This is a genomic window from Martinezella sp. CNPSo 3890, from assembly GCF_057784455.1.
Genome location: NZ_JBXSOR010000013.1, coordinates 1 through 26,615, shown reverse-complemented (window position 1 = coordinate 26,615; position 26,615 = coordinate 1). Strand labels below are relative to the sequence as shown.

At 59.6% G+C, this 26,615-nt stretch carries 21 protein-coding genes and 2 pseudogenes; 13 read left to right on the top strand and 10 right to left on the bottom strand.

Going from position 1 to position 26,615, the window contains the following annotated elements:
• Positions 1-11 precede the first annotated feature (11 nt).
• Genes AC13RC_RS24800 through AC13RC_RS24790 form a run of 3 tightly spaced genes read right to left on the bottom strand, consistent with a single transcriptional unit; the run spans position 12 to position 2,411 of the window.
• Positions 12-557: a UPF0262 family protein gene (locus tag AC13RC_RS24800; RefSeq protein ID WP_488558730.1), complete on the bottom strand. Its 546-nt coding sequence runs from the start codon at positions 555-557 to the stop codon at positions 12-14.
• 21 nt (positions 558-578) lie between these two features.
• Positions 579-758 carry a hypothetical protein gene (locus AC13RC_RS24795; protein ID WP_488558729.1) on the bottom strand — a complete coding sequence of 60 codons (180 nt, stop codon included), beginning with the start codon at positions 756-758 and terminating at the stop codon, positions 579-581.
• A gap of 60 nt (positions 759-818) precedes the next feature.
• A complete protein-coding gene (locus AC13RC_RS24790; protein WP_488558728.1) occupies positions 819-2,411 on the bottom strand; it encodes an isocitrate lyase in 1,593 nt (530 codons plus the stop codon).
• A gap of 122 nt (positions 2,412-2,533) precedes the next feature.
• On the opposite strand from AC13RC_RS24790, the gene AC13RC_RS24785 reads away from it, so the two are divergent.
• From AC13RC_RS24785 to AC13RC_RS24775, 3 genes and pseudogenes are all read left to right on the top strand, one after another.
• Complete coding sequence (locus AC13RC_RS24785; protein WP_488558727.1) at positions 2,534-3,940, top strand: helix-turn-helix domain-containing protein; 1,407 nt, start codon at positions 2,534-2,536, stop codon at positions 3,938-3,940.
• 204 nt (positions 3,941-4,144) lie between these two features.
• Positions 4,145-4,465: a hypothetical protein gene (locus tag AC13RC_RS24780; RefSeq protein ID WP_488558726.1), complete on the top strand. Its 321-nt coding sequence runs from the start codon at positions 4,145-4,147 to the stop codon at positions 4,463-4,465.
• A gap of 11 nt (positions 4,466-4,476) precedes the next feature.
• Positions 4,477-4,709: pseudogene (locus tag AC13RC_RS24775) on the top strand (BrnA antitoxin family protein).
• A gap of 1 nt (position 4,710) precedes the next feature.
• On the opposite strand, the gene AC13RC_RS24770 reads toward AC13RC_RS24775, so the two are convergent.
• The 3 genes from AC13RC_RS24770 to AC13RC_RS24760 all read right to left on the bottom strand — a co-directional run bounded on the left by AC13RC_RS24770 (position 4,711) and on the right by AC13RC_RS24760 (position 11,594).
• Positions 4,711-9,801: a helicase-related protein gene (locus AC13RC_RS24770; protein WP_488558725.1), complete on the bottom strand. Its 5,091-nt coding sequence runs from the start codon at positions 9,799-9,801 to the stop codon at positions 4,711-4,713.
• 103 nt (positions 9,802-9,904) lie between these two features.
• Positions 9,905-10,546, bottom strand: a complete 642-nt coding sequence (locus AC13RC_RS24765; protein ID WP_488558724.1) for a DUF1419 domain-containing protein — start codon at positions 10,544-10,546, stop codon at positions 9,905-9,907.
• Between the two features lie 100 nt (positions 10,547-10,646).
• Positions 10,647-11,594: a DUF3991 and toprim domain-containing protein gene (locus AC13RC_RS24760; RefSeq protein WP_488558723.1), complete on the bottom strand. Its 948-nt coding sequence runs from the start codon at positions 11,592-11,594 to the stop codon at positions 10,647-10,649.
• Between the two features lie 617 nt (positions 11,595-12,211).
• Here AC13RC_RS24760 and AC13RC_RS24755 point away from each other — a divergent pair.
• The 3 genes from AC13RC_RS24755 to AC13RC_RS24745 all read left to right on the top strand — a co-directional run bounded on the left by AC13RC_RS24755 (position 12,212) and on the right by AC13RC_RS24745 (position 15,104).
• Positions 12,212-13,189, top strand: a complete 978-nt coding sequence (locus AC13RC_RS24755) for an MBL fold metallo-hydrolase (protein ID WP_488558722.1) — start codon at positions 12,212-12,214, stop codon at positions 13,187-13,189.
• A 309-nt stretch (positions 13,190-13,498) separates the two neighbouring features.
• Positions 13,499-13,900: a hypothetical protein gene (locus AC13RC_RS24750; RefSeq protein ID WP_488558721.1), complete on the top strand. Its 402-nt coding sequence runs from the start codon at positions 13,499-13,501 to the stop codon at positions 13,898-13,900.
• Between the two features lies 1 nt (position 13,901).
• Complete coding sequence (locus AC13RC_RS24745) at positions 13,902-15,104, top strand: hypothetical protein (protein WP_488558720.1); 1,203 nt, start codon at positions 13,902-13,904, stop codon at positions 15,102-15,104.
• A gap of 93 nt (positions 15,105-15,197) precedes the next feature.
• On the opposite strand, the gene AC13RC_RS24740 is transcribed toward AC13RC_RS24745, so the two are convergent.
• Both AC13RC_RS24740 and AC13RC_RS24735 read right to left on the bottom strand, forming a co-directional pair.
• Positions 15,198-16,142: a DUF4238 domain-containing protein gene (locus tag AC13RC_RS24740; RefSeq protein ID WP_488558719.1), complete on the bottom strand. Its 945-nt coding sequence runs from the start codon at positions 16,140-16,142 to the stop codon at positions 15,198-15,200.
• A gap of 80 nt (positions 16,143-16,222) precedes the next feature.
• Positions 16,223-18,229 (bottom strand): phospholipase D-like domain-containing protein, encoded by a 2,007-nt coding sequence (locus AC13RC_RS24735; RefSeq protein WP_488558718.1) that lies wholly within the window; start codon positions 18,227-18,229, stop codon positions 16,223-16,225.
• 184 nt (positions 18,230-18,413) lie between these two features.
• On the opposite strand from AC13RC_RS24735, the gene AC13RC_RS24730 reads away from it, so the two are divergent.
• Positions 18,414-19,082 carry a hypothetical protein gene (locus tag AC13RC_RS24730; protein ID WP_488558717.1) on the top strand — a complete coding sequence of 223 codons (669 nt, stop codon included), beginning with the start codon at positions 18,414-18,416 and terminating at the stop codon, positions 19,080-19,082.
• On the opposite strand, the gene AC13RC_RS24725 is transcribed toward AC13RC_RS24730, so the two are convergent.
• Positions 19,079-19,489, bottom strand: coding sequence for a winged helix-turn-helix transcriptional regulator (locus tag AC13RC_RS24725; protein ID WP_488558716.1), 411 nt, complete (start codon positions 19,487-19,489; stop codon positions 19,079-19,081). The two genes, AC13RC_RS24730 and AC13RC_RS24725, sit on opposite strands and share 4 nt — an antisense overlap.
• Before the next feature lie 77 nt (positions 19,490-19,566).
• Between AC13RC_RS24725 and AC13RC_RS24720 the strand changes: the two genes are divergently transcribed.
• The 6 genes from AC13RC_RS24720 to AC13RC_RS24695 all read left to right on the top strand — a co-directional run bounded on the left by AC13RC_RS24720 (position 19,567) and on the right by AC13RC_RS24695 (position 26,186).
• Entirely contained in the window at positions 19,567-20,160 is a 594-nt protein-coding gene (locus AC13RC_RS24720) for an NADPH-dependent FMN reductase (protein WP_488558715.1), read from the top strand.
• A gap of 282 nt (positions 20,161-20,442) precedes the next feature.
• Complete coding sequence (locus tag AC13RC_RS24715) at positions 20,443-21,645, top strand: hypothetical protein (protein ID WP_488558714.1); 1,203 nt, start codon at positions 20,443-20,445, stop codon at positions 21,643-21,645.
• 396 nt (positions 21,646-22,041) lie between these two features.
• Positions 22,042-24,261, top strand: coding sequence for an nSTAND3 domain-containing NTPase (locus AC13RC_RS24710; RefSeq protein WP_488558713.1), 2,220 nt, complete (start codon positions 22,042-22,044; stop codon positions 24,259-24,261).
• Positions 24,258-24,389, top strand: a complete 132-nt coding sequence (locus AC13RC_RS24705; RefSeq protein WP_488558712.1) for a hypothetical protein — start codon at positions 24,258-24,260, stop codon at positions 24,387-24,389. Before AC13RC_RS24710 ends, AC13RC_RS24705 begins: the two co-directional genes overlap by 4 nt.
• Positions 24,390-24,680: 291 nt before the next feature.
• Positions 24,681-25,571: a hypothetical protein gene (locus tag AC13RC_RS24700; protein ID WP_488558711.1), complete on the top strand. Its 891-nt coding sequence runs from the start codon at positions 24,681-24,683 to the stop codon at positions 25,569-25,571.
• Positions 25,572-25,574: 3 nt separating this feature from the next.
• The gene (locus tag AC13RC_RS24695; RefSeq protein WP_488558710.1) at positions 25,575-26,186 is read left to right on the top strand and encodes an RES family NAD+ phosphorylase; all 612 of its coding nucleotides are present in this window, start codon (positions 25,575-25,577) and stop codon (positions 26,184-26,186) included.
• A gap of 191 nt (positions 26,187-26,377) precedes the next feature.
• Here the strand turns inward: AC13RC_RS24695 and AC13RC_RS24690 are convergent.
• A pseudogene (locus AC13RC_RS24690) lies at positions 26,378-26,615 on the bottom strand (hypothetical protein); the annotation flags it as partial.

Below are 26,615 nucleotides of genomic sequence, written 5' to 3'. Positions count from 1 at the left end.
CCATTCGGACATCACTCATCGGAGCCCCAGGCAAGATCGCCCTGGACCGGTGGCGTATTTGCAGTGAATCGATTGAGCCTGAAACGAACAGCCATGAGCGTAAACAGGCCCCGCGCGGTATCGAAGTCAACGACGATCTTTCCTGAAAATCGCTGGCGCAACAGTTCAGATCCTTCGTTATGGATCGCTCGACGCGCCATATCGATCGTCTCGATCCGGTAAGGGTTGCCGCTGACGGCGGCGCTGGAAAGCGCATCGCAGACGGAAAAATAGTCTTTGATGACCCGGCGAAAGGGCGTGAATGACATCACGTGCCGGACGATAGGAGCGTCGCCAGCGCTCCTGACGTCCAGCGTGAGCCTCGCGCCTCTCGTTGACAGAGTGACATGGTATGGGCCGCTTTCCCGACCCACCAGCTCAAAGTGGTTGGCATCGAGGAGGGCGGCGATTGCCAGGCTTTGCTCCCTTTCCTCGTCGGTCCGAAGCCGATCATCGTGGGCGACATCGATGGCCTTGATGCGATTCTCGTGGGACCTTGTCATGTGGTTGCCCTTCATCGTTCCTCGACGTCTTCGCGGTCAGAGGACGCGGCCCAGGCGATGATAAAGGTTTGAATATTTCGGTGCCTCGGGCGTATTCCCGACCTCCTTCAGATAGTTCTGGATGGCAATTCTGATGAGATGGAAATCTTCGTTGGAAAAAACCGCGCGGGGGCGCTGCTGGCTGCTTGGGTTGGTAGGGTCGGATAGTTCTGGCATCGTCGGCTCCATTTGAGAAATGGGCGAGAAAACCGAAATTTTCTCGCCGGGAAGTTGGGATCAGGCAGCGAATTGGTTCATGGTGTTATGGTCGCCGGCAGCCTTGAGCGCGGCATCGCCAGCGAAGTAATCCTTGTGATCGTCGCCAATATCCGAACCCGCCATGTTTTGATGCTTGACGCACGCAATGCCTTGGCGAATTTCGGCGCGTTGAACATTGGCGACGTAGCCGAGCATGGCTTGATCGCCGAAATACTCTCTGGCGAGATTGTCCGTTGACAGGGCCGCCGTGTGGTAGGTCGGCAGCGTGATCAGGTGGTGGAAAATTCCGGCACGGAGCGAGGCGTCCCGCTGGAAGGTTCTGATCTTTTCATCCGCCTCGACGGCAAGTTCCGAGCCGTCGTAGCCCTCGCTCATGAGCTTCGACCGCTCATATCCCGACATGTCGCGCCCCTGTTCGGACCAGGCATCGAAGATCTGCTGGCGAAAATTCAGAGTCCAGTTGAATGAAGGCGAGTTGTTATAGACGAGCTTGGCGTTGGGCACGACCTCACGGACGCGATCGACCATCGCGGCGATCTGCTCGATATGCGGCTTCTCGGTCTCGATCCACAGAAGGTCAGCACCGTTCTGCAACGCGGTGATGCAATCAAGAACGCATCGGTCGGCACCAGTTCCCTCGCGAAACTGATAGAGGTTTGAGCGCAGTCGCTTGGGCCGCACGACCTTTCCGGCGCGAGTGATGAGAACGTCACCATTGAGACGTTCGCCATCGCCGACGTCTTCGCAATCGAGGAAGGAATTGTACTGATCGCCGATGTCGCCCTCCCTGGCGCTGAAGGCAATCTGCTTGGTGAGGCCGGCACCTAGTGAGTCTGTCCGTGCGACGATGACACCGCTGTCGACGCCGAGCTCGAGAAAGGCGTAGCGGCAGGCACGTATTTTGGCGATGAAGTCCTCATGTGGGACGGTCACTTTGCCGTCCTGATGACCGCATTGCTTTTCGTCGGAGACCTGATTTTCGAGCTGCAGGGCACAAGCGCCGGCTTCAATCATCTTCTTGGCGAGCAGATAGGTCGCCTCCGCGTTCCCGAAGCCGGCGTCGATGTCGGCGATGATTGGAACGATATGGGTCTGATGGTTGTCGATCTGGTGCTTGAGATGCGCCTCGCGCACGCCCTCGCCGGCAGCGCGAGCCTTGTCGAGATCACGATAAAGCAGTCCGAGTTCGCGCGCATCCGCCTGACGCAGGAACGTGTAAAGCTCCTCGATCAAAGCTGGAACGCTCGTTTTTTCGTGCATCGATTGGTCCGGGAGGGGACCAAATTCGGATCGCAAAGCGGCGACCATCCAACCAGACAGATAGAGATAACGACCAGCGGTCGAACCAAAATGCTTCTTGATCGAAATGACCTTCTGTTGGCCGATAAAGCCATGCCAGCACCCGAGCGATTGCGTATATTTTGAGGGATCGAGGTCGTAGGCTTCCATATCCTTGCGCATGATGCAGGCGGTGTATTTGGCAATGTCCAGCCCCGTTCGGAAGCGGTTTTGCAACCGCATCCTGGCAACGGCCTCCGCCGTGACCCCCGTCCATGATGCATTGTGCGAGATGACCCTGGCTGCGTCATCGATGAGCCCTTGATACGACATAAAATCCTCCGCTGTCGCTTGATGTCGTAATCACGATGCCGCCGTTTTCATAGCGCGGCGATAGCCTTCGGTGTGCAGCTGTAAAACTTTACAAGCCATCTTTGTAATGTTGTAATGAGTGCATGGAAAAGCAGGGGATCTATCTGGGGCGACGATTGCGGCGGTTGCGACGCGACCTCGGCCTGACACAGGCCGACATGGCGTCCGATCTCGACATATCGGCATCCTACATCGCGTTGATGGAACGCAACCAGCGACCGGTAACAGTCGAAACTTTGCTGCGGCTGGCAAAGGCTTACAAGATTGATTTCTCGAGCTTTGCCGACCAGTCGGGGCCGGACCTTGCGACGCGCCTGAAGACTGTCGCCAAGGACGCTATCTTTGGCGATATCGAATTCGAGCCGCTGGAAATAGAAGATGTCGCTCACAGCTTTCCAGGCTTTGCGGAAGCGATGCTCCGCCTACATACGGCCTATCGCGAAGCGCAGTTCGCTTTGGCCGACCAGCGGCAGGGGCGCCGGGCAATCGGCGGCGGCGACGGCGGCGCAGATCCCGTTGTAGAGGTGCAGAGCTTTCTGTCGGCACGACACAATTGTTTTCCGCTACTCGACGCGATCGGGGAGAAACTTGCGGCAGCAGTGGCGGAAGCGGGTGGTTTTGCTGCCTACCTCACGTCGAAGCACGGACTGCGGGTCAGGCGACTACCCTCCGATGTCATGGTCAACGCATTGCGCCGCCTCGACTGGCATCGCAAGGAACTGCTGCTCGATGAGAGCCTCGACCATTCAAGCCAGTCGTTTCAAATGGCGCAGCAATTGGCTTATCTCGAATTTGGTCGGGAGATCGAAGCGACCGTTGCTGAAGGAAGTTTCGATAACGACAATACCAGGAAACTTGCCCATCGCGGTATTGCAGCCTATTGCGCAGCCGCGACCGTGATGCCCTATGCAGCCTTCGCGCGCGCTGTCGAGGTCAAACGCTACGATATCGAGGCACTCGCGCGCCAGTTCGGCACGAGTTTCGAGCAGACGGCGCACCGCATGACGACGCTCCATCGCCCCGGACAGGACCGCGTGCCCTTTTTCTTCCTGCGCGTCGACAGCGCCGGAAATGTTTCCAAACGCCTGAACACCACGGCCTTTCCGTTCGCTCGCCATGGCGGCGGTTGTCCTCTCTGGAACGTGCATCGGGCTTTTGTCACGCCGCGGAAGATCGTCACGCAATGGCTTGAACTGCCAGACGGACAGAGGTTCTTTTCGATCGCGCGAACGGTCGATTCAGGTGGTGGCGGGTATAAAGCGTCAAGCATCGAGCGCGCGGTCGCGCTCGTTTGTGATGCGAAGCATGCCGATCGGCTCATCTATGCTCAGGGGCACAGCGAGGGAGACGAGCCGACCCCGATCGGTATAACCTGCCGGCTTTGCCACAGGACCAGTTGTCGGGCACGCGCCGAACCGCCAATTGGACGCGATCTTCTTGCCGACGACTATCGGCGTCTCGATGCACCTTTCGGCTTTTCCGATGCGTGATGCGGCAAGCGGACGACGAACGAAACTAGTCGGAGCTTTCAGCACGAAGGTCCGAGCGAGACGCGGGATAGACTGCCTGAGCGAGACCTCTTCGCCTGGACGCCCGCCGCGGAATTGATTGTTGCCAACGAGGGTGGTCGTACTGGCCGGCTGACTATCTGCCTGATATGGGCTGGCGGCGGGGCTTGGGATGCGGGGGATAAAATGAACCGGAGGAGAGAGATTGCCGACCGCGTCATTGCGCGGTGGAAGGAGCGCGGCTTCGCATTGGACGCCGATCCAGATTATACGCGCCTCGTCGAGCTCTGGATCGCGGGCGAAATCGGCGGGTCCGAGATGCGCCAACGCTATGCGCTGCTCCTGCGGGACCAGGGCCACGAACGCGCTTTGCGCGCGGTCGCTCCGGTCCCGCAACCATTGCCGATCGCGCTCGATACCATAGCGCTTTGCGGATCGAATGAGGGGGCGCGACCAGCGCATGCCGAGCCGCCGACCGGCTCGGAACCAAATTTTGAAACCAAATGAAGGATAAGACGATGGTGCGAACACCGCGAAGACCAGCCAACCCGCTCGACGCGGCCGAAGCCCTGTTCAAGCCGGTAAAGAAGGCACCCCTACAGGCGTTGGAGCGAACGGCCGTCCCGACGGGCCGAGAAACGGTTTCGATCCGGATCGACGCAGACGTTCTCGCTTTCTTCCAGGAGGACGGCCGGGCTGGCAGGACCGCATCAATGCGGCCCTGCGCAGCGTCATGGACGCCGGTCGTTAGGTCACGCGACCTCGAGCGCAGCCTCCCCGCCTCCCTGGTCGGTGGCGGCGAGATCTTTCTCGATCTCCTCTAGTTCGCGGACCTTCAGCGCGAGATCGGCCTCAAAGGCGAAGACGTCTCCAAGCCGCGGCCGATAGGAAGCGAGGCGCCGCTTGGCATCGGCCAGCCGGTGACCATGGTGATCACGCTCTGCTTCGAAACCGGCGAGAGCATGTTCAAGCCGGGCCACCGCGCCGGCAGGTGTTATGGTCACCGGTAACTCAACCTCGTCGTCGCCGCCGCTGCGCCTCAGCCACGTCTCGAAACGATAGCCCTCCTTGCCGAAACGCTCGCCATGAAACACGACCGGAAACCCGCCGATCTCGCCAAGCACCAGCTCGTCCTGTTCCTGGATCTGGACCAGCGTCAGGATCTCCTTCATCAAGGCGCGTCCGGCGAGCTTGCGTTCGGAAAAGCGCTCGGCACCAATCTGCATGCGGAAGGCGTCGCCGCCTGTTGGCATCCGCCGTTCGAGGTCCGTGCCGATCTCGTCGATTCGTCTTATCGAGAAGGCGATGTCGTTTTCGGCATCGCGAATCTGCCGGCGGATGGCATGCTGGTCGTCCACATGGGCGGCACGCAGCCGGTCGAGCCGGGCGATCTCTGCCTCCAGCCCTGCCTTCTGCATCAGGCGCGGGTCGCCCGAGGCGATCGCCTTGGCCATCGCGAACTGGTTGGCCTGCCCTTCACCCATGTCCTCCAGGCGACGCACGCTGGTGTCGCCTGAAAGGGCGGCAGCGATGAACCGTGCCTTGCGCTCGTTGTTCTGCCACATGGTGGCGTCGAGGCTTCCGAGCGTCGCGTATGCGAAGATCTCGATCTCGTCGTGCTGGTTGCCCTGGCGGATGATGCGGCCTTCGCGCTGCTCGATCTGCGAGGGAAGCCAGGGCACATCGAGGTGGTGCAGCGCTTTCAGCCGCGCCTGAACGTTGACGCCCGTACCCATCGTCTCCGACGAGCCGATCAGGATCCGGACCTTGCCGGCGTTGAAGTCATTGAACAGCCGTTGCTTGGCTTCCGACTTCTTGAAGTCCTGCATGAAGGCGATTTCCGGAGCCGGCACGCCTGATCGTACGAGCTCGTCGCGGATCCAGCGATAGGCCGAAAAGCCGCGCGAGGCCTCCACCGAAATCGTGCCGAGATCGGAGAAGATCAACTGGCCGGCACCCGGCTTGTCGTAAAGTTTGCCGTCCCTGCGGCGGTATTTGGTATCCGATGTCTCCAGCCAGATCCGGTAGGTGTTGGCAATCAGCCTGTTGAGCTTGTTGGCGGCCTCATTGTCCGCATCGTGATCGACAAGCCTCAGATCGATTGCCGCATGCCGTCCATCGGTGATGACCGACAGCAAAATGTCGTCGCCAGGTTTTGCCGGTCCGTCGCGCATCTCGATCGCCTTGATGCGGGCATCGAGCTCTTTCTGATACGCCTTGAAAGCGGGCGTCGGCTCGGCGGTGACGATCTGGCGCTTGCCGCCAGCGATGTCTGGCACTTTCACATAAGTCCTGAGATCGGCCGGCAGCACGACGTCGGCAAAGGAGCGGAACATGGCGATCAGTTCCGGCACATTGACGAATTGCGAGAAGCGGGTGACCGGCTTGTATTTGCCTGACGGCTGCAGTTCGAGCTCCGTCGACGTATCGCCGAAGGTCGAGGCCCAGGCGTCGAATTCGTGCAGGCCGCGTTCGGCCAAGGCTGCGGGGTCCATAAGCCGCTGCACGGAAAACATTTCGCCGAGCGTGTTGGTGATCGGCGTGCCTGACGCAAGCACCAGTGCCCTCCCCGGGTTCTTCGTCTCGATGAAGCGGGATTTGACGAAGAGATCCCAGGCGCGCTGCGAGCCGTTTGGATCGACGCCGCGCAGCGTCGACATGTTGGTGGCAAAGGAGAGCTTGCGGAACTCCTGCGCCTCGTCGACGATGATCTGGTCGATGCCGAGCTCGGAGATCGTCAGGAGATCGTCCTTGGCTGTGGCCAGTGCCTCAAGGCGCTCCTTGTGTCCCTCCTTCATGCGCTCGATGCGCTTGCGCGACAGCCGGTCGTCTCGCTCGACCTTCACTAGAAGGTCCTCGTAGAGCTCGAGCTCGTCCTGGATCATCTGCGCCTCGAAGGCCGAGGGCACGGAGATGAAGCGGAACGCCGAATGGGTGATGATAACAGCGTCCCAGTTGGCTGTTGCCGCGCGTGACAGGAAGCGGTGACGCTTTTCCTTGACGAAATTGGTCTCGTCGGCGACCAGAATGCGGGCATTTGGATAAAGCGCCAGGAACTCGCGCGCGGCCTGGGCCAGGCAATGACCGGGTACGACAAGCATTGCCTTGTTGATCAGCCCGAGGCGCCGCTGTTCCATGATGGCGGCCGCCATCGTCAGCGTCTTGCCGGCGCCGACAGCATGCGCGAGGTAGGTCGCACCGGCCGTGATGATCCGCCAGATGCCGCGTTTCTGGTGTCCATACAGAGAAAAGGCGCCAGAGGCGCCGGGAAGCTTCAGATGCGATCCGTCGAAGGCTCGGGGCGCGATATTGTTGAAGCGGTGATTATAGACCTTCGTCAGCCGGTCGGTACGATCGGCATCCGACCAGATCCAGGACTGGAAGGCCGCCTTGATCTTGGCCAGCTTCTCCTTGGCGGCCTCCGTCTCCACCGTGTTGAGAATCCGTCGCTCGCCCTCGCCGTCGCGGATCGTGTCGAAGATTTGCGGCACCGCGGAATTGAGCGCATCCGACAGCAGTTGGCCGGCATGGCGGCGATGCGTGCCCCACTCGGTCGTGCCTGCCGCCGACCATTCGAGCTGCCGTGCGTTCACCGTCCAGGTCGCAAGCTCCGCCAGGTGATGGATGGTGATCTCGGCCTCCATCGTTTCCCTAACGAAGGCGACCACATCTGACGCCGGAATCCACGGCGCGCCGAGGCGGGCGGTGATGTCGGAGGGCCTGAGATCGGCAGGCTGTACCCGCTCCAGTGCTGCGACATTGCGCTGAAACGCCGGATCGAGGTCGGCTGCGGCCCGTGCGGCTGCCAGCTTGGTGCGCACCGGACCGGAAAGATAGGCGTCGGCCGTCTGCCAGGCGCCATCGGCGGGATTCTGGAAAACTGCGTCGCCCAAGGTTTCGATGACTGTGTCCGCATCGCAATGCATTAGCTCGGCGACATGATCGAGATCGACATGGCCGCGTTCGTTCAAGACGACTGCGAGCGCGTCAGCCGCCGAGGTGATCACCGGTGGCGGTGGCGGCGAAATCACGCGTTCGGTAAAGATCGGACCCGGCTTTGCCGTATTGGTCTCCAGGTCGTAGTCCTCGATCGAGGCGATGAGCCAGCAATCCGGATCGTCGAGGAACGGGGCAAGGTTGGGCCGGCGATGGGTTTCCCTCACCTCGCCGGTCTCCGGATCATCCGAGGTCGAGACCGTCGTAGAATTGATCGGCCCGAACTCGCGCACGAAGGCCGACCAGGCGATCCGAAGCGACACCTGTGCCTTTTGCCACGGCTGGTCGTGTTCCTGCAGTTTCAGGACGAGACGCACCGCATCGCGGATCGGGATCAGCTTGCGGATGATCAACGCGTGCTTGGGGAAGATGCCGTCGGTGCTCCTGGCCTTACGAACATGGACGGCGACTGGGACGCCGTCGACGACCTGCATCAGGGCCGTTCCCTTGCCGATGAAATAGCTGCCTTCACGAATTGTCGGGTCATCGGGACGCTGGTCAAGAGCCTCAGTGAGCTCGTCTTCGAGTGCATAGTCGATGACAGGCGCTGCGCCGTCGTAGATAGCTGACGGCAGCCTTTCGATTGCGCGCGTCAGATCGGCCTTGAGATCGCCGCCGTGGGAAAGGCAGGTGTAGCTATCGCCAAACGGGCCCGATGCAACGGCATGACGCCCGAGCACCATTTCGGGGCGCTCGGTGAACCAGCGATTAATCCGCACCGTCTCGTCGCCATCCCGGTCGGCCGCAACATCGACACTATCAAGCCAAACCGTTGGACCGGCGGCTTCATTGGCGCGGCGCTTGCGGAAGAACAGGATGTCGACGACGACGTCTGTGCCGGCATCAGCGCGGCAACTCCCTTCCGGCAACCGGACGGCACCCACCAGGTCTGCCACGCCTGCAATGTGTCTGCGCGCCCGGTCGTCGGCCTTGTCCATCGTGCCAGACGAGGTGACGAAGGCGGCGAGGCCGCCAGGCTTGAGAAGGTCGATCGCCTTGACAATAAAGTAGTCATGCAGCCGGAAGCCGTGAGAGCGAAAAGCCGGATCGCCGCGCACGATCCGATCGGAAAAAGGCGGATTGCCGATGGCGAGATCAAAGTGCTGCGGCAGCTCGGTTCGCGAAAAGTCGCCGGCAATGATCTTGGCGCGCGGCTGCAGCAGCCGGGCGATACGCGCCGTGACCGGATCGAGCTCCACGCCGGTGACGTGGCTGCGCGCTGCGATCGCTTCGGGCATCAGCGCCGGAAACAGCCCCGTGCCTATCCCGGGCTCAAGGATGCGCCCGCCAGCAAACCCCAGCCGCGAGAGCCCGATCCATATGGCGCGGACGATAAACTCGGGCGTAAAATGTGCATATTGCGTGCAGCGGGCAAGCGAGGCGTAATCCGGCGCATTGACCGCTAATTCCAGGTTTGCGCCGAGATCCTCCCAGCCGGCGCGAAACACGTCCGAACCGGGGCGCCGGAACATGCCGTTGGCAAGCTCCGATGCTCCGAAACCGGTAAAGCGGATCAGGCGCTGCTGCTGGTCGGGCCGGGCCGGAAGACCGGTGCGTTCGAGTTCTGCCGAGAGCTGAATGGCAGCGATGTTGTCGCGAGCGCGCTCCTTCCAGGTCGGGGCTAGGCCGCGCGTCCCCGCAAGCCGGAAATCGACCTTCGGTCGGGCGACGGATCGCGATGCGTCGTGATGCTGGGATCCCTTTCGTGGCCGCGAAAAGTCAGATGGCCGAGGCAAGAGCTGCGGGGTTTCGTCGAAGACCGGCAGGGACGAGGCTGCGATATCGAAGCTCGATGCAGGTGTCGCGTTGCCGAATAGGTCGAAGCTGAACGGGTCGTCATGCGCCATGAAAGGCTTCCTCATATTTGGGCGCGCGCAAGCTGTCCCGCTGGATCGCAGTCGGGGCAAGGCGCGCGAGATGGCGAAAGATTGAAGCGGTCGGCGAGGTGGCTCAGGCTGCTGCCGGTTGCTGGGCGTGACGCAGTTGCACCGGAAGTTTGGCGGCGATCTCCGCATCGTCGAGATCGTCCAGCAGTTTCCAGACCTTGCCCTGATCGGCGCGATAGACGAGCACGATCTGACGCCCGCGGAAGTCGGCCGGAAACCGGCCGTCGGCATAGCCGCGAAAGTCGTTGGCGGTCGTGCTCCAGATATGATCGAGCTTTTCGCGGCGTGTCATGGTCCGGTCTACCCGGCTTTCGCGCTCAAGGATTGCGATTCGCATCCAGTCGATTGACTGGCGGTCGGAGAGATCGCAATAGCCGTGAAACCAACGGTCGCGGCCGGAGATGCGCAGGGCAAAGAAAACGCTGGTGACGCGCGCTGCGACGAACTCACGCATGGCGAAGAGGTCGCCACGGTAAAACAGCGGCGGAAGGATTTCGAACATCCGGTCGTGATCGCCCTCGGCAATCTCGAACCACTCGCCGGCATAGCAACGGCCCGAGATGCGCTCCTCGTCGGAGGGCGCCTGGGCATGACGGTTGAAGAAGGTGTACATCTGCTGGCGGCTGGCGACGCCCTCGAAGACTTTCCGGGTTTCAGGCCAGTGTTCGGGCAGGCTGTGGGCATAAAGGACGGGGTGCTGGGACATCGATTGCTCCTTTGGGGTTGAAGCCGAAGGACGGTTTGTCGGTCCCGCTCTTCAGCTTTTTGATCACCCCTCCCCGCAAAGCCGCCTCGCGGCGACCGTGTCAGGGGCCGCCATCCGGCGGGCGAAGCTTTACCCTTGACCCGGTTGGCCGCGCATGCGGCATGTCCTCCTCCTCCCTTCCCTCCTTCAAATCTTCGTTCCAGTCACCCAGACGAGGTCTGAGACGCACGAAATCGCTACCGATGACTTGGGCGATTTCGCGGAGACGGTCGGCATAGACCTCACCTTGCGGATCGGCATCGGTGGCCGCCACCAGCATTGTACCCTCGGCGGCCGCCTTGATCGCCTCAGTGGTTAAGGGCGACCAGCCTCCACCGGTGCTGAGATAGAGCGTGCCCCGCCGGATCCGCTCAAGTGCTGCGAGGCTGAGCGCATCGATCGCTGCCTCGGCAATACAGACGCGATCGGGCGAACGTTCGCCGAACCGAAACAGGGTTTTCGACCCACCATTGGCAAAGCTGCGCCAGTGCGGACCGCGTTCCTCCCAGCCCGAGATTACGCCAGCGGTGTCTTCGTGGCGAAACCAGACGCTGCCATGCGGGCCTTGCCGGACCAGATCGGCCGCGGCTGCGAGACGCAGCACATACGGCGGCAAGCCTCTTGCTTCGGCAAGGTAACGGTAGCCGGCAGCCAGGCGCGTCAATGCGGGGCGGGCATGCCAGCGTTCGACAGGCGGCACGGATGGTTTGCCGAAGCGCTGGTGCTCGGCCGGCAGGGATAGCCCGACAAAGGCCCCGACCCGCTCGACCGACCCAGCGAAAGGGACGTGATCGAGAAGGCCTGCAAGGGCAAAGACGTCTCCCTTTCGCTCCGACAGCGGATCGAACCAGCCAGCCCCGCCGTGAATGACGATAACAATCTCTGCGCCACGGCGGAACTTCAGAACCCGCCGACTGCTTTCTCGGGCGTCGAGGCGGAAGCCGGCATTGACCAGTACCGCCCCGCACGAAACCCTTCTGCGGATCTCTTCTATCCCCTGTCTGTCCATCTCGTTCTCCTGTTTTGTCCTTCCGAAAGGCAACGCTTATTCCGCTACCGGAAGGCGCGAAGGCTGACGCGTGCAAGGGCGCGATAGGAGATGGTTTGTGTTGCTCTGCGGCCCGCGGCAAAGCTTCCCTTGCGGGCGGCAAGCCGCAAGCGCAACCGCGTTAGGGATGGACGCCCGGCAGGGGGAAGACCGGCACGGCCGGGCTTGCGCTCCGCCGACAGCCCGAGCCGTCAGGCGACGCCCCAACTCAGTCATCGCCGGCGACTGGAAACCCGATCAGGAGGCACCGCCAGATTGAACATCCGCGCCGATGCGACCGCTCGAATCTGTCGGATTTGACGTTCGCTAAACGTCCCACCGGGAGAAATCTGTTCGTCTCAACTTAACAGCCTGTTTAGGAAAAATGCCTTTCAAAGATATGCTCCCATGCTCATGATGCTCCTCGCGGGAAGACGCGACGACACCGCAAGAGGGAAGCGGTGGCTTCAGCCGATTTGCCTTTCCTAGTGGTTCCGAGAGACCGACCGCAAAACGCCTCACCAGGAAAGTTGAAGATCATTCTGCACAATAACATGCTTGAATTTCCGTTTAGCGAGCCACCGGCCGCGGGAATGGTCATGGAAGTCGCGCCTGGTATTTTATGGGCGCGCCTTGCATTGCCTTTCCGGCTCGATCACGTGAATGTCTATTTTATCGAAGACAACGATGGTTGGTATATCGTCGATACCGGTATCGCCAATCGCGAGACAAAGGCGGCATGGCAGACCTTGCTTTCCGGGGAAATGGCGGGGCAAAGAATCAAGGGCCTGATTGTAACTCACCATCATCCCGACCACATCGGACTTGCCGGCTGGCTTTGCGAATTGCTCGATGTACCGATGCTGACGAGCCGGACGAGCTTTTTGTCCTGCATGACCTTCGCTCACTCACCGGGCGTGCTTGAAGCGAGCGAGTATTCGCGATTTTACGCCCGCCATGGTATGGCGCCGGAGATTGCAGCGCTGGTTTCAACGCAGGGGCACGATTACCTCCGCATGCTGTCGCCGCCGCCGCATACGTATCGACGGCTACGTGCCGGCCAGATGCTCGAGATCGGCGGGCGCAAGTTCCAGGTCTTGACCGGTGAGGGCCATTCCTCCGAGCAGGTCATGCTCCATGCCGCCGACCAAGGCATTCTCTTGGCGGCCGACCAAGTCATTGAGAAGATCACGCCGAACATATCGGTGATGGCTTTCGAGCCCGCGGGAGATCCGCTCGGTGACTTTCTCGATTCGCTGGCGCATCTCCAGGCAAATGTCTCGCCGCAGGTGTTGGTGCTGTCAGGTCACCGGTTGCCGTTCATCGGCCTGCACGAACGCTGCCTAGCGCTAAGCGAGCATCACCAGGAGCGTTGCGAACTGCTTGTGTCAGCCTGTTCCCGTGAACCAAGATCCGCAAATGACCTTGTCCTTGTGCTCTTTCATCGACCGCTTGGTCCGCACGAACTGTCGTTTGCGTTTTCCGAAACACTTGCACATCTGAACTACATGGTGGCGAGGGGATATCTCAGATGGGACACGACCGTCGGAGACGGCATCGTCGTAAGGGCCGTTTAGCTTCTTTCTGAAGTAGAGCCGCCGTGAACTCCGTCGCATGATCTGTGGAAGGAATTCCGCGATGTCGGTTCCTTCGCGCGCAGCAAGCCGCAAGCGCGGTGAGACACATTCCGATACGGTTTCGCCTGCCGACGCCGGCCCAGGATACAGCCCAAGCGCTGAAGCAGGCCGAGTCTCAATTAAACGCTTAAGCTGCCTTTCCTGAAATCGCCACTTGCCCGGTTTTGGCGCAGAATCCCGCGTTGACTGAATAATGGTTTCCGATATTTCTACTATAAGGGGAAATCATGAAAACAAGAGGGGATCGTGATGCTGTCAGGGGTGCAGTTGCGAAACGAGGTGTCCGACCGCCTGGTCGACTTTTTCAGAAACAGGTATCCGAGCATTCATACGCCGCTGATGCCGGCCACCAATCTAAGGACGCTCTATAAGATCGGCGACAATGAGTGGGCACATATCGCGGACAAGATTTCGGGTGAGGCCTGGATGATCCACGTGAATTCCCGCCTTCAACCCTCGCAAATGTACCGCGCCGCGACGCTCGCGCAACTGACGACGCTCGTGATCGACAGCATCGGATCGAGCGCCTTTGCGGCCACGACATTGCGATCGACCTTGCGGGTCCCGCTAGTGCGTCCGAGGCTGTTCACATTGCAACTGCCACCACGACCGGTCCGTCTCCCGCCAGCTCGCTCGAAAAGGAGCCGGTAAGATGGCCACACGCTTTCACCTGCTCGCCCTTGTTTTTGGAGCACTGCTGTCGGTGCCGATCGGCGCCTCGGCCAATGAGGACAACTGTCCCTACAAGGGACGCTCGCCGACGTCCAAGGCCGAATGGACGATCTATGCGAAACACCAGATCGAGCGATACAAAAAGTATGACGTCAATTGCGACGGAAAGCTGAGCGCTGCCGAGCGCGCCGCGGAAGACAATGATGACGAAAGCCAGGCGGGGGAATTCGTGCACGCGGTCGAGCGCGAGCAGAAGGCAGGCTTTCAGATCACGTTGAACGACAAGGGAGAAACGGTCCCGCCGATTTCGGCGCCCGGCGAGCTCGAGCCGGAAATCAAAGAGCGCGGCATGTTCCTGCTGCGCGACAGTTTTGAAGATGTCTCGATCTTCACGCGACCGAAGAGCCCGCAAAAAGCAAGCGGCGCCAGCTTTTCCTGGTCGCGGGACGGGACGATCGACAACTCGGTCTGGTCCGCCCAGGGCGTCATGGGCTATGCCTACACGTGGCCAGGCGCCGCTGGCGCCCCCGGTGACCCCTATATCCTCGGCTATTCGATCGCGCCTGCGATCCAGTTCAACCGATCTGCCAACAGCAGTGCGGCGAAGAAGTCGAAGGACGTCGATTTTCTGGGCTTCTCGGCGACGAGCGAGATCGGCATTTCCAACGGAAGCGATTTCGACAACTATTTTCGTCTCCGGCCGAACTATATCACCGACTTCGACGGCAAGGCTAAGTCCTGGTCCCTGGTCGCGGAATGGCAGCCCTTTCTTGACACGCCTCCGTTCCGGCTGAGCGAAGCCAACGATCTCAACCCGATTATTTGGCAGCTCGACCCGATACTGCGCCTGCAATATGCCCACCAGCTCAATGAATCCGCCGACCCAATCTTCGATCATAACGACGATCCGCTGCGGATCGGGCCCGTGCTTAGCCTGACAATCCAGCCTGCCGGTGTCTACAACCTTCCGAAGGTGTTTGAGGACGCTACCTTATTTGCCAGCTATGAGTATCTGACGGATGTCGAGAACGGCGACACGTCCTACCTTCTCAAGGCAGGCGTCAATTTCAACCTGGACGATGAGGGACACACCGCCTTGAAGGTCACCTATTCCAAGGGTCAGCTCGAAGAGACGGGCGATGACATAGACGAGGTGAAGGTTGGCCTGACGGCAAAGTGGTAAAGGCGACTGACACAATAGCCGTCGCGCCAAAATGCAAATACTCGCTGAATGCACTGGTGCCATTTATGGCGGCCGATCATCCGATCCGGCTGGTTAGCGATGATCCCGGCCGGCATCATGGCCTTGGATGAAATCAAAGAAGCCAGGTTGCGGCGCCTTGGCCAGGTTCTTGAAAACCCAGTCCCGCTCGCTGTCGTCGGCGGCGAAAGCGAACTGCCGCGCCTGACGCACGACTTTGCGATTGTTGCGCTCGACCAGCGCGACGGGGTCGCAGTGCAACAACCTGTTCAAGCCGCGGGGCGATCTTGCGGCGATGAAAATGCGGGTCGGGCCGATCGGCAATGTCAGGAAGGCGTTTTCGGAGCGCAGTGGAAATTCAAGCCGCACCGGTCGATCTGAGGTCAAAAGCCGGCGGCCGCGCTCGATTGACCGCACCCCCCAATGCATGTTGGCGATCATTGTCGATATGGCGTGATGGTCGGTCATATTGGCCATGATCTTCATGGCGACCCGACTGCCGTAGTTTCCGTCCATTGAGGCGATGTAATCGCGAAGCGTCGCCGGAGCCGGAAAGTCTGGAAACTCTCGCAGGACCTGTCGATAACGCGCTTCCATGCGCTCGTTCGGGATTTCCCATTCCCGCGAAATATTGACCTTGGCCGTTCTCACGTCTTCTGGACCACGAACCAGCAAGGAGACGATGAACCAGGTCCAGTCGAACCGCTCTTCGTTGGTCCAGTCGCCAGCCGCGCCGTTCACCTCCAGGCGCCGGAGGATCCGGCTTGCCCGATCGTCTTTCGGCTTCATGAGCTTGAGTTCGATTGCGGCTGCCTGTTCACCGGAAAATCCATCGAACGCGTAACCGTCGCGCTCCCAGCCGACGCCTTTTGGCGCTTTGCGATCGACTGCGAACCTGGCTGACGGCCAGCGTGTGAAACGCGTCAGCAACTGCGGGTCGCCCGATGCCCAGCGCTTTGTGTAAAAGATCGGAATGTAGTGATGGACGCTGGGCGCGTTCGCTATGTCTTGTTGTGGCAAGCTTATCCCTGGAACCGCTCAGAATTTCGTTCAACGTAACATGGAGTCCGCACCTTACCAGCGGGGCCATGCCCAAGCGATCAGCGGGTGAAATAGGCCGACATGCGATGGGATGCCTGCGCCTGCCAATCACCCGTCGTGTCGAGAAACCCATCCCATCGCGGGTCGGCCTTGCCCTTGGCGACACCCACTTTTTTAGCTTGCGCGGCCAGTTCAGCCTCTGCCGCCCGGAAACGGTAGTGGTCATAGACGTCGAGAACATGGGTGGCATAGGCCTGTGCGAGTGCGGCATGCCCCTTGATGATCACCAGGTTCTCGTCGTTCGAATAGGAGGCCTTGTAGCCGAGATTGTGGCTGCCGAAGGCGACGACGCATTTGGCGGGGTCCATCGGATCGATCACCAGGATCTTGTCATGGATGATGGCGCGTCCGAGCGTCAGTGTCTCGTCATTCTTGAAGTCACCGACGGCGCGTCCGATTTCCCGGTCGGTCAAGGCGGTGGCCCGAACGACCGAAATTCCGGCTTGCTGAAAGACGTGCGGCGACCACGCCGGCAGCTTCTTGCCGCTTGGCAGGTCCTGGCTCGGCTCATAGCCCCACATCGCCTGCGTGTCGGAGATCGCGCCGACGACGTTGAGCGACGTATCCTTCAGGCCAAGGGCGATTGCCTCGGAGACGATGGAATTCACGCCGCCGCGCGACGGCATGAAGACCAGGAAGAAGATTGTCTTTTCAGCCTTGCGCAACAGCGAAAAGAGCTGGTCCATGTCCGGGGGCGGCAAGGCCGGTTTTGCCGAGGCTGACGGCGGCTGCTGTTTTCCCGGCATGTTAGGAGAAAACCAGACCTCGGCCGATACGCCATTCGTGAGCTGGGCGCGGGTCGGCGTGCGGTCGACCTTTTTAAGCGTATCGCCCTGGTTTGCGCCCTTTGCCTTGGCGTTAAGGGGGTTAGGCTCGGGCAGCACGTCGGCCTTCAGCTGCGTCCAGTAATCGAAAAACGCGCCCGCGATCGCATCGTCGTCGATGCGCACACAATTGTTGCTTTGCCCGGCAATTCCGCTCCAGGTCCAGTTCGTCGAACCCGTGATGACCGATCGCGGTGTGCCGCCGGCATCGAGCCAGACGACGAATTTATTATGTCCGATATGGCCCGTTCCATTGAACATACGGTTCTGCAGGGTAAAGCTGCTGCCCGCAGTCTTTGCGATCGCTTGAAGCGCTTCGCGCGCCGGTGCGTTGCGCGTGTCATAAATAGTCGGTTGCTTGCCCTTCTCGTTCGGCTCGGCATCATCGTCCGTGCCGCTGCCGGCATCGGACAGAATAAGGTCGAGCCGGGCGGCGTTGTCGGTCAAAATCTTCAGCAGTTCCTCATCCTCAAGCTCGTAGAGCGCGGCATGAAAACGACCGCCTGGCTGAGCGAAAAAATCGTGCAGGATGGGCAGGACATCGCCGGCAAGATAGTTGCGCAACCAGTCGCCGGGCTTGCGCAGATGGTTCTCGAGCTCGTTTGGCGAGATGGTGCCGTCTTCGTTCAGAACATTGGCTAGAAACTGGGTGGAAAGGATGCCGTTGGTGAAGCTGCTGGTAAAGGGCGGACGCCGGGTCGTGACGTCGACGATATTGGTAAACGCGGCGGTCGTCAGATAACCGAGCGGGATTGGGGTTCCCTCATAGGTATGCTGGATGACCTGGCGGGTTTTGAAGTCGTGATGGCTTTCCGGCACGACGACGACCGGCTCAAGCCCGGCCGCCATCCTGCCGACGGCGCGGATGCGGTAGCGGACACGTTCGTTGTCCGGGCGGCGCTTGGCCTCGTCGCGCTTCTTGCGCAGCGTCAGGTCGCGCCAGTTGAATTTCTGGACCGGCCAGACGGTCGTGTTTTGCGCTAGCCAGTCGGGATTGCGCTGGCCCTTGAACGCCACATAGGAGGCAAGCGGTCTTTCATCGATCACCTGATCGTTCTGGTCGAGATATTCTCGAACGATGTGAAAGCCCAAGCAGCCGGGGATCGTCGTCGCGTCGATCTCCCACGCCAGATAAGCAACTTCGTTGTTTGCAATCGCAACGGCCTTCGAAATCTGCGCCATGTCCCCTCTCCCCACGACCCGGCACCCGCTCCTTTCTTAGATCAACGCAATTTCACGTTGATGACAAGCTCAGCAACTTCGCCTTTCAAAAAATATTGCTAAGCAGCCCAGCTTGGGATCTCTAGGGTGGTAGACACCGACCGTCGGATGGAGACGAAGGGGCAAACAGGATGTCGGGGCGAACATGACGATGATCGATGCGGAAATCCTGGCCGGGGCTAAAAGGACCTCACCGTTCCACATTCCCTGGCCGGTAACCGGCAATCCCGGCGCCATCCTCACATTCGACACGCCGGAGGACTGGTTGTCATTCCTGCGGGCGCGAAACCTGCATCCTGCGGTACCACGGATCACCTCTGCCAAGTACGATCGCGCTCAGCGACTGTTTGCCCTTGGCTGGCTGGATTTCGATCTGATCAAGGCAGGCGAGCTTGTCGCGGTGACGGCTCTCGAGTTTGCGTTGAAAGAGCGGTATTTCAGCGCGATCGGCAAGAAACGTCCGATGTTTGACGATTTGCTGCACCACCTCGTCGAAAAAGACCGGCTTGACGACAACGCGCTGCCATTTACCCGCCTTTACGGCGGCTCCGTCGTCGATTTCCTTTACGAGACACCTTCGACACGCGATGCCAGGAAGGCGCTTGGCCGAGAGGCCCAACCGACCCTTCATAGCATCCGCAACGGCCTGGCCCATGGCGATCCGTTCGAGGGGCTACCCTGGAGCGGGCTGCTGGAGCTGATTCGTGATCTCATCGAATATGCCTATCGCGAGATGATAGCGGGGGCTGTGTCTGTCGATCCGAATCTAACATTCGAGGTCCCCGTCGACACCGACATTTCTTCCGCCTGCTAGCCTTCACTGCAGCGTTTCGCATAGGCCGCTCGCGCCTCATCCATGCGTGCCGAGTTTGCAACCACCCACTCGGCGAGTGCGCGAACCGGATCTAGGAGCTCACGGCCAAGATCCGTCAGCGCGTATTCTACCTGCGGCGGGGCGCTATTCGTTACTGTCCGCGACACGAAGCCGTTCTCCTCCAGCTCCCGCAAGGTCGATGCCAGCACCTTCTGGCTTATTTCACCGACCTCCCGGCGCAAGGCGTTGAAGCGGAGCGGCCCGTGACCGAGCACGCGCACCACCAGCAGGCTCCACTTATCGCTGATGCGCGCCAGCATTCGGCTGATGTGGTCGCAGACATGAGCAGGCCCGCAAGCATCGGTGCCGTCGCAGGAGACGGTTTCCTCGTGGTTATTAGGTTTCAATAAAGTGCCTCCTTGTGCGATCGCGCGAACTATCCGTAATCTGGTTACCGCTAGAAACCACTATACAGGAGGTTGCCTTGACTTCTAAGCCCCGCATCGCCGTAATTATCGGCTCCACCCGTCCGACCCGCTTCGCCGATACGCCGGCACAATGGATTTTGAAGCAGGCCGAGGCGCGTGACGATCTCGATGTGGAATTGATCGACCTGCGCGATCATCCGCTCCCCTTCTTCGACGAGATGGCATCGAACTTGTGGATGCCGAGCCAAAACCCCGAGGCAGTGCGCTGGCAGCAGACGGTCGGCCGCTTCGACGGCTATATTTTCGTCGTCGCGGAATATAACCATTCCATCACCGGTGTTCTCAAGAACGCGCTCGACCAAGCCTACAAGGAATGGATCCGCAAGCCCTTCACCGCGATCGGCTACGGCGGTACGGGTGCCACGCGCGCCGTCGAGCATCTGAGGGGCATCGGCGTTGAATTGCAGATGGTGTCTACACATGCTGCCGTCCATATCGGCGGCGGCGACTTCATGGCCATCCATCCGGCCTTCGGCAACAAACCCATCGAGGAGATCGAGGCTAACCTCCTGCCAACGGCAAAGACGGCGCTTGACGAACTGGTTTGGTGGGCCAAGGCGACAATGGCTGCCAAGGCCGCCGAAGGCTGACCGATCCGGCCTCGCGGGCCGATCGTCATTCCGGCCCGCTAACTGTCTCAGCTCAACGGTCTACGAATGGAATCCAGATCGGTAGGGGCTGCCGCGTGCCGCCTTCGGGCGGGACCGCCAAGGCCATCAAACATATGTTTGACGATCGTCGGCAAGGTGTCGATAGCGGGGTTTCGGATAAGCGGATCAAATGATGTCCGACTTTTCCCATCTGGCTTCTCCCAGATTTTCGTAACTGCTAAACGAATGGGAAGATTTTGCCTCTCCGGGGAATGCTTGCCAATGAGCGATGATCCATTTTTTAGGCTTCCAGCTCACTCCGAGTGGAACGCCCTCATAGGCAGGCAGGGCAACATTGCAAACTACGCTGACGGATACATTGAGGCCGCGCTCGATCTAGCAAACCTGATCCTCAACGAAAGCCGGTATAGCCAAAGAGACACGTTGGTCCTGCCGATCCTCTACAATGCGCGGCACGCGATTGAGCTTCATCTGAAACTGATTATCGGCGAGTTGGTGAAGGTTGGTATTTTAAAGTCCGGTCACGTTCCAAATCACGACATCGCATCTCACCTTCACCATCTGATCGACTGCAGGATCCCCGATCTGGCGTCGCGGAAGTTTCTGAATGACCTTCAACCGTTCGTTCAGAGCCTTACCAAGATTGACGACGACGGCCAGGAGCTTCGGTACTTCACGACGAAAGAGGGTCAGCGGAGCCTGGAAGACCGTGCGCTCGTAAACATCATTGTCATCCGAGATAGTTTGGAAGTTCTCAAGGAGACGCTGGACAGGTTCAAGTATCGCATTTTCGAGTTGTGCGACGAGTTTCGCACAGGAACTCATACCAGTCACCTCTCAAGGAAAGACCTGTTTGCAATAGCTAAGTCGCTCCCCAAGCGGGACGAATGGTCCGACCCCAAGTTTGACGTCTCCAAGACCACAACCAAACAGCAATATGAGATTGGAAACCGACAATTTTCCTTAGCGCTAAAGCTGATGCAGGAAAATCGTCAGCTGAAGGGCATCCTCGGCGTTGAAACTCCGCTTATTCATTTGAGCGATGAAAAGGCAATATTTCTCGCCGAGAAATGGCAGGCCTTCCATCCACCCCGCGAGGAAGGCGATTTAGGAATGGATTATTTCAAGCGTGACTTCGAAGCGTTGAGGAAGGACCGTGAGATTTCGAAGGCGGCCCTGAGCGATCTGTTAGCGATGATGAGCGCTGACGAGATCGCCGATGCTGAAACCATATTCTATCTTTCGCGGAATCGTGATTACTCCGAGCACTACGAGGATGACCTAGCCAGAAAGAAAAAGGAATATCGCGCATCGGGCGACCTTCAAATGGAGGCATATAACTTGATGCAGAAAACAAATTTCCTCAGAGAATTCTCAGCAGGTGTGGGAATGCTTGGGCGGTTAACCTTGGCGGAGAAGCTGAAAGACATGCGACATCTCACGCCCGGCGGTTCGTCGCGATAGCGCGGCGATTAGGGCCTAGATCTTGGAGAAACTGCGCAGAACGATCCAGCTCCTGCCGCTTTTTTTTTCAGCAATTCGATGCTCGAGGGATGGTATTCGCCCACAACCTATTCGGTATAGGCCTCACCGATCACGAGCAATGTGCTCTCGTCGACCGCCGCAAGAAGCGCGACAAAGTCGCGATCGGCTATCCAGGTGCCGACCGAGTTCATGGGTTGGCGAACATGATCATCCGCGGCTTGCGTTTTGCGGCCTCTATTCGCGCGGGAACGTCAATCGGCAGATCAGGCCGGACCTCGACCCGCTCATAGCGCCTTGATCTCAAATGAATTTAATGCAGTTTAGGCGAGTGTTTCGGGTAGAACAGGCCGCAACGTGACGGTTCAGACAGCTGCAGTGACGTATGATCTCAGTAAACTGGGCTGGAAGGCGTTTCAGGATCTGGCAGCCGCCATATCCGCGGAGGTCCTGAAACGACCCGTCCAGACGTTCCTGGGATCGAATGACGGCGGGCGGGACGCAGCTTTTTTGGGGCGTTGGGATGCGAAGGACAGGATGGCCGGCCGGTCTACGATCCAATGTAAATTCATCGGAAAGCCCGGCGCCAATCTGACGCTGTCCGATCTCAGCGAGGAACTGCCCAAAGCAGCCAAACTGGCGGCCAATGGTCTCGCAGATGATTACATTATTTTGACCAACGCCGGGGTTTCGGGTGAGTCCGACACCCTGATCCGCGCCGCCTTCGAGGCTGTGGGCATCAAACAGTGTCGCACGTTCGGTGGTACCTGGATTGTCCAGCAACTGACCGAAAACGCGAAACTGCGCATGTTGGTACCCCGCGTCTACGGCATCGGGGACTTGTCGCACATCATTACCGGCCACGGTTACAAGCAGGCGAAGGCCATTTTGGACTCAATGGGTTCGGACCTGAGCTGTTTCGTGCCGACGGATGCGTATCGATCCGCCGTTAAGGCGTTGCAAGACCACGGCTTTGTCATATTGCTTGGGGACCCCGCATCCGGAAAGTCGACCATCGCTGCAATCTTGGCGCTTGGCGCCATCGACGACGGTTGCCTAGGGGCGCTGAAAATCAATTCTCCAGATCAGCTACAGCTGTGGCATCCGGGTGAGAAACAGTTTCTTTGGGTCGACGATGCTTTCGGCCCCAACCACTTCGACACCTCTCGAATGAGCCGCTGGAATGCGGAACTTGGGACGCTGAGGGCTGCAGTAGAGGGCGGGGCGCGGATCGTCTTCACCTCGCGCAACTATATCTGGGAAGCAGCCAAACCACATCTGAAGACGAGCTCGTTTTCGCTACTGAAGGAGAGCCAGGTGGTGGTGAACGTCCATGCTCTTTCGGAGGAAGAGCGCGCTCAGATGCTCTATAACCATGTCAGGCGTGTCCAGCCTCAGGAAATGCGACATCGGCTAAAGCCGTTCCTGCCGGCGATCGCGTCGAGCCCGTCCTTCCTTCCGGAAACGGCACGCCGGCTAGGCGACCCGCTCTTCACCAAGAACCTTTCCATCAGCAGAGACCGGCTTATGGAGCTGGTTGAACATCCCGTTGAGTTTCTCACGGACGTGTTGACGGAGTTGGACAGTCCATCCCGAGCTGCTATCGCTCTGATCTTCCTGAACTCGCAAACCGGCGTCCCCTCCCCGATTCCGGCATCGCCGGCGCTGGATCTGGTGACCCGGCTTATGGGAGTGAACGCTGCCGAAACAGCCCGTGCAATGGAGCATCTCAACGACAGTCTTAGCCGTTTGGTCTCCGAAGAAGATGGCGACCGCTGGGTGTTCCGTCATCCAACTGTAACGGACGCTTTTGCCACGGTCGTGGCGTCGTCGCCGGAATTGGTGGAGTTTTATGCGCAAGGCGCAAAACTTGACCGTCTTCTCGACGAGGTCGTTTGTCGGCCGAAGAGCGGGGATGAAAGCCGCGTTCGGATCCCGCCCTCACTATACGCCGGGCTGATTGAACGGCTGAAGTCATATCCGCTGGATGATACGTTGCGGTCTTTTCTCGGCGCTCGGTGCGAAAAGGCGTTCCTTCTGAAGGTTCTGGAGGCACGGCCGGACGTACTTGAATGGGCCGCTCACGCCGATGCTAGCCGGAACACGCTGAGCGGAAAGCTCCTGCTTGCCGCACTCGCGTCCTGGGCCCTTCTTCCTGAAGACATTCGCCAACGCCACGTTCACGACATCCGCGACCACTCGATTACCTGGCTGGACGCACGACCGCTGACGGACAAAATTCTGCGGCAGATGTTCAACGATCGTGAATTTGAGGACTATACGGAGGCGTTTCGCACGGAATGGCTATCTGACCTTCCCGGCGTCTTCGACGAACTGAGCAGCCGTTTCTCGTCGGATGACGAACTTGGTTTGTACAATGATTTCAGAGACAACCTCAAAGCCGCCCAGGCATATTTCAGCCTCGAACACGATGAAGGTTTCCAAGAGCTCTACTCCCAACTCGATGCCCATATCGAGAACCTCGAGCTTGAACAACCTGAGCCGCGAAACGAGTCCTGGGCGCCATCATCGATGGAGAAGCCACAAGATTCCGCGACAAATGGCGCGAGCTCGATTTTTCACGACGTTGACGCGTGAACGTTCAATTCCGCCGGTCGGCGCCGAATATCGACGTGACGGCACAGCCGCTATTCAAGCTGTTCATCGGCGTTGAAGGGAAGGAGTTTCTAGGATTTGGCCGCTCGGGCAGCAACAAAGCCGGTTGATAAGGTTGATAAAGCCACCTATATTCTATCAACTATCAACGAAGTTTTGTCATCGAGACCGATATGGCAGATCCGTTCCACGTCCCCAATATGCCGGATGACCTCCGAACGGCTGTGCGTGTGCAGGCCGAGAGTGAGGGCCTGGGCTATGAGGAGTGGCTCTCACGTGCGGTGAGGCGCGAGCTCGCGCAGTCGGCGCCTGGATTAGGGGTGATGCCTGCCTTGAGATTGTTCGGAGGCCCTCCTTTGCACGGCGTCAGGGCGGCGCTGGCGCCTGAAAGGCACAGTGGGTTGACGCTTTTTTCGGGCCACGCCCCGGATCCGATCCTGGTTTCAAGCCCCTTATCCGCGGAGATCACATCTTTCGCCGTCTATAAGCTATCCCTTTTCTACTCGCGTCTGGAGCAGGGGGCACTTCTTCTTGCGACGGCCTTCCTGGAGGGAGCGATCCGGAATTTCCAACCGCATCTCGAGCGATCTAACCGACCGCGTCCGCGGAACTGGTTTGACCGGCTGGTTCTGGAATGTCGTGACCGATCGCAGGAGGTTCGTCAGGCTCTCCTCTACTCCTGGGAACCCTCAGGGCGGGCTGCGGAGCTTGCGATCGACGCATTCAAAACTTTGAGCGACCTGACCCAGACGAGTTGGGAACTGCAGCGGTTGTGCGAAAGCGATCGCCCACGTGCCTTCGGTGAACTGGCGCGCCATCTCGAACTTGCCACCCAGCAATTCGAATTGAATGCAAGGTTGGTTGCCGAGGTGGAAGGCATCGAGACCGCGCAGGATGAAAAATCGGGCCGGCTCGGTGATGTCCAGCAGGACCTGCTTCGGAAAGCCGGGGGCGGCCTGTCATTGACAGAGGCGTCCGAGCGCCTGAAGCTATCGAGACAGGGTCTTCACAAGCGAGCCAAGAACGGCACCGCGCTGGGGATTATGGTTGGCAAGGAGCTTGTATTCCCGCTTGCTCAGTGGGTGGTCGAGGGGAGCAGATTGAAGCCTATCCCTGGACTGCCGTCCATACTGAAGCTGTTCTCGACAGCGGGGGGATGGTCGGCTCTGCAGTTCCTGATCGAGCAGGATCCCAATCTTGCCACAACGCCACGCCTCGCCCTGATCGAGGGTCGGACAGCGGACGTTGTTGCGGCCGCCGAAGCCTATCTCGGTCTGGAAGAGGATGAGTAAAAGGTGGCGGCCTCGCGCTTCGTCTCGGGACTTCGATCGGTCGACGTTCTTCCCGGTACGCCGATCGTGCGGGTTCACGCCGTGGCGCGCGATCCCCTTTTCTTCGGACCCGCCGCCGGAAAGCCGCCTTCAAACAGGTTTGATGCACCCGAGGGTGAATATCGGACGCTTTATGGAGCGGCACGCCTTGAGGGCGCATTCGTCGAGACGGTTTTACGGCGGCCGGTCGGGCGCATCTTAAGACGAGCGGCAGTGGAGGAGCGCGGTTTCTCCATTCTAAGACCGGTACGCCCGTTGAAGCTCGCAAAGATCTACGATGACGGACTTCAGTTCCATCAGATCGATGCCGGCGAAATCAGTACCGACGACTACCGCCCGTCCCGAAGCCTCGCATTGGGGCTGTTTTCTGAATTTGAAGACCTCGTCGGTCTGGCTTACCGCTCGCGCTACAACAATGGCGAGCTCTGCTACGCGATCTTTGACCGCGCTGCAGCCACGGATTTCTCGGTGGAACCGGTCACTCGCTTTGTCGATGTCCCCGACCTCGTCGACAGTCTGATGACGCTGCATGGCGCCGTCTTCGACACGAGCCCGCCCGTTCCACCTCTTTCGTAGGCTTGAATTTTCGTCGACCGATACCGAAAGTGAACGGCCTAGCAACTGCGCGCGAGACACCTCCTCCGTTCCGCCCCCGCCTTGGCTGGAGGTCACGGCCAGAGCCAGAATATCGCATAAGCTATGGCCTGTAGCCGACTGCTAAGCCCTCGTGGACCAATCGGCAAACCAAACGAGCCAGCTATGCATCGTTAGATGCGGCGACCGGCCTCCTCGGCGACATCGCCGACGATCCGAGCCGCCTCTAACGCGTCACCGTGCGACACATCAAGATGCGTGATCAAGCGGAGCACATGCTCACCGATAACACTCAGGAGAACGCCCCTCTGGCGGCATAGATCGGCGAATCCGCTGGCGGATACATCGAGATGTCGTGTGGCGATCAAAACAATGTTTGTCTCCACCTGGGCCTTGTCAACCAATTGCGGA

What these genes read in the sequence shown, in the direction of transcription:
- AC13RC_RS24800 (WP_488558730.1), bottom strand. Translation starts at nt 557, where the DNA reads ATGAAGGGCAACCACATGACAAGGTCCCACGAGAATCGCATCAAGGCC.
- AC13RC_RS24795 (WP_488558729.1), bottom strand. Translation starts at nt 758, where the DNA reads ATGCCAGAACTATCCGACCCTACCAACCCAAGCAGCCAGCAGCGCCCC.
- AC13RC_RS24790 (WP_488558728.1), bottom strand. Translation starts at nt 2,411, where the DNA reads ATGTCGTATCAAGGGCTCATCGATGACGCAGCCAGGGTCATCTCGCAC.
- AC13RC_RS24785 (WP_488558727.1), top strand. Translation starts at nt 2,534, where the DNA reads ATGGAAAAGCAGGGGATCTATCTGGGGCGACGATTGCGGCGGTTGCGA.
- AC13RC_RS24780 (WP_488558726.1), top strand. Translation starts at nt 4,145, where the DNA reads ATGAACCGGAGGAGAGAGATTGCCGACCGCGTCATTGCGCGGTGGAAG.
- AC13RC_RS24770 (WP_488558725.1), bottom strand. Translation starts at nt 9,801, where the DNA reads ATGGCGCATGACGACCCGTTCAGCTTCGACCTATTCGGCAACGCGACA.
- AC13RC_RS24765 (WP_488558724.1), bottom strand. Translation starts at nt 10,546, where the DNA reads ATGTCCCAGCACCCCGTCCTTTATGCCCACAGCCTGCCCGAACACTGG.
- AC13RC_RS24760 (WP_488558723.1), bottom strand. Translation starts at nt 11,594, where the DNA reads ATGGACAGACAGGGGATAGAAGAGATCCGCAGAAGGGTTTCGTGCGGG.
- AC13RC_RS24755 (WP_488558722.1), top strand. Translation starts at nt 12,212, where the DNA reads ATGGAAGTCGCGCCTGGTATTTTATGGGCGCGCCTTGCATTGCCTTTC.
- AC13RC_RS24750 (WP_488558721.1), top strand. Translation starts at nt 13,499, where the DNA reads ATGCTGTCAGGGGTGCAGTTGCGAAACGAGGTGTCCGACCGCCTGGTC.
- AC13RC_RS24745 (WP_488558720.1), top strand. Translation starts at nt 13,902, where the DNA reads ATGGCCACACGCTTTCACCTGCTCGCCCTTGTTTTTGGAGCACTGCTG.
- AC13RC_RS24735 (WP_488558718.1), bottom strand. Translation starts at nt 18,229, where the DNA reads ATGGCGCAGATTTCGAAGGCCGTTGCGATTGCAAACAACGAAGTTGCT.
- AC13RC_RS24730 (WP_488558717.1), top strand. Translation starts at nt 18,414, where the DNA reads ATGACGATGATCGATGCGGAAATCCTGGCCGGGGCTAAAAGGACCTCA.
- AC13RC_RS24715 (WP_488558714.1), top strand. Translation starts at nt 20,443, where the DNA reads ATGAGCGATGATCCATTTTTTAGGCTTCCAGCTCACTCCGAGTGGAAC.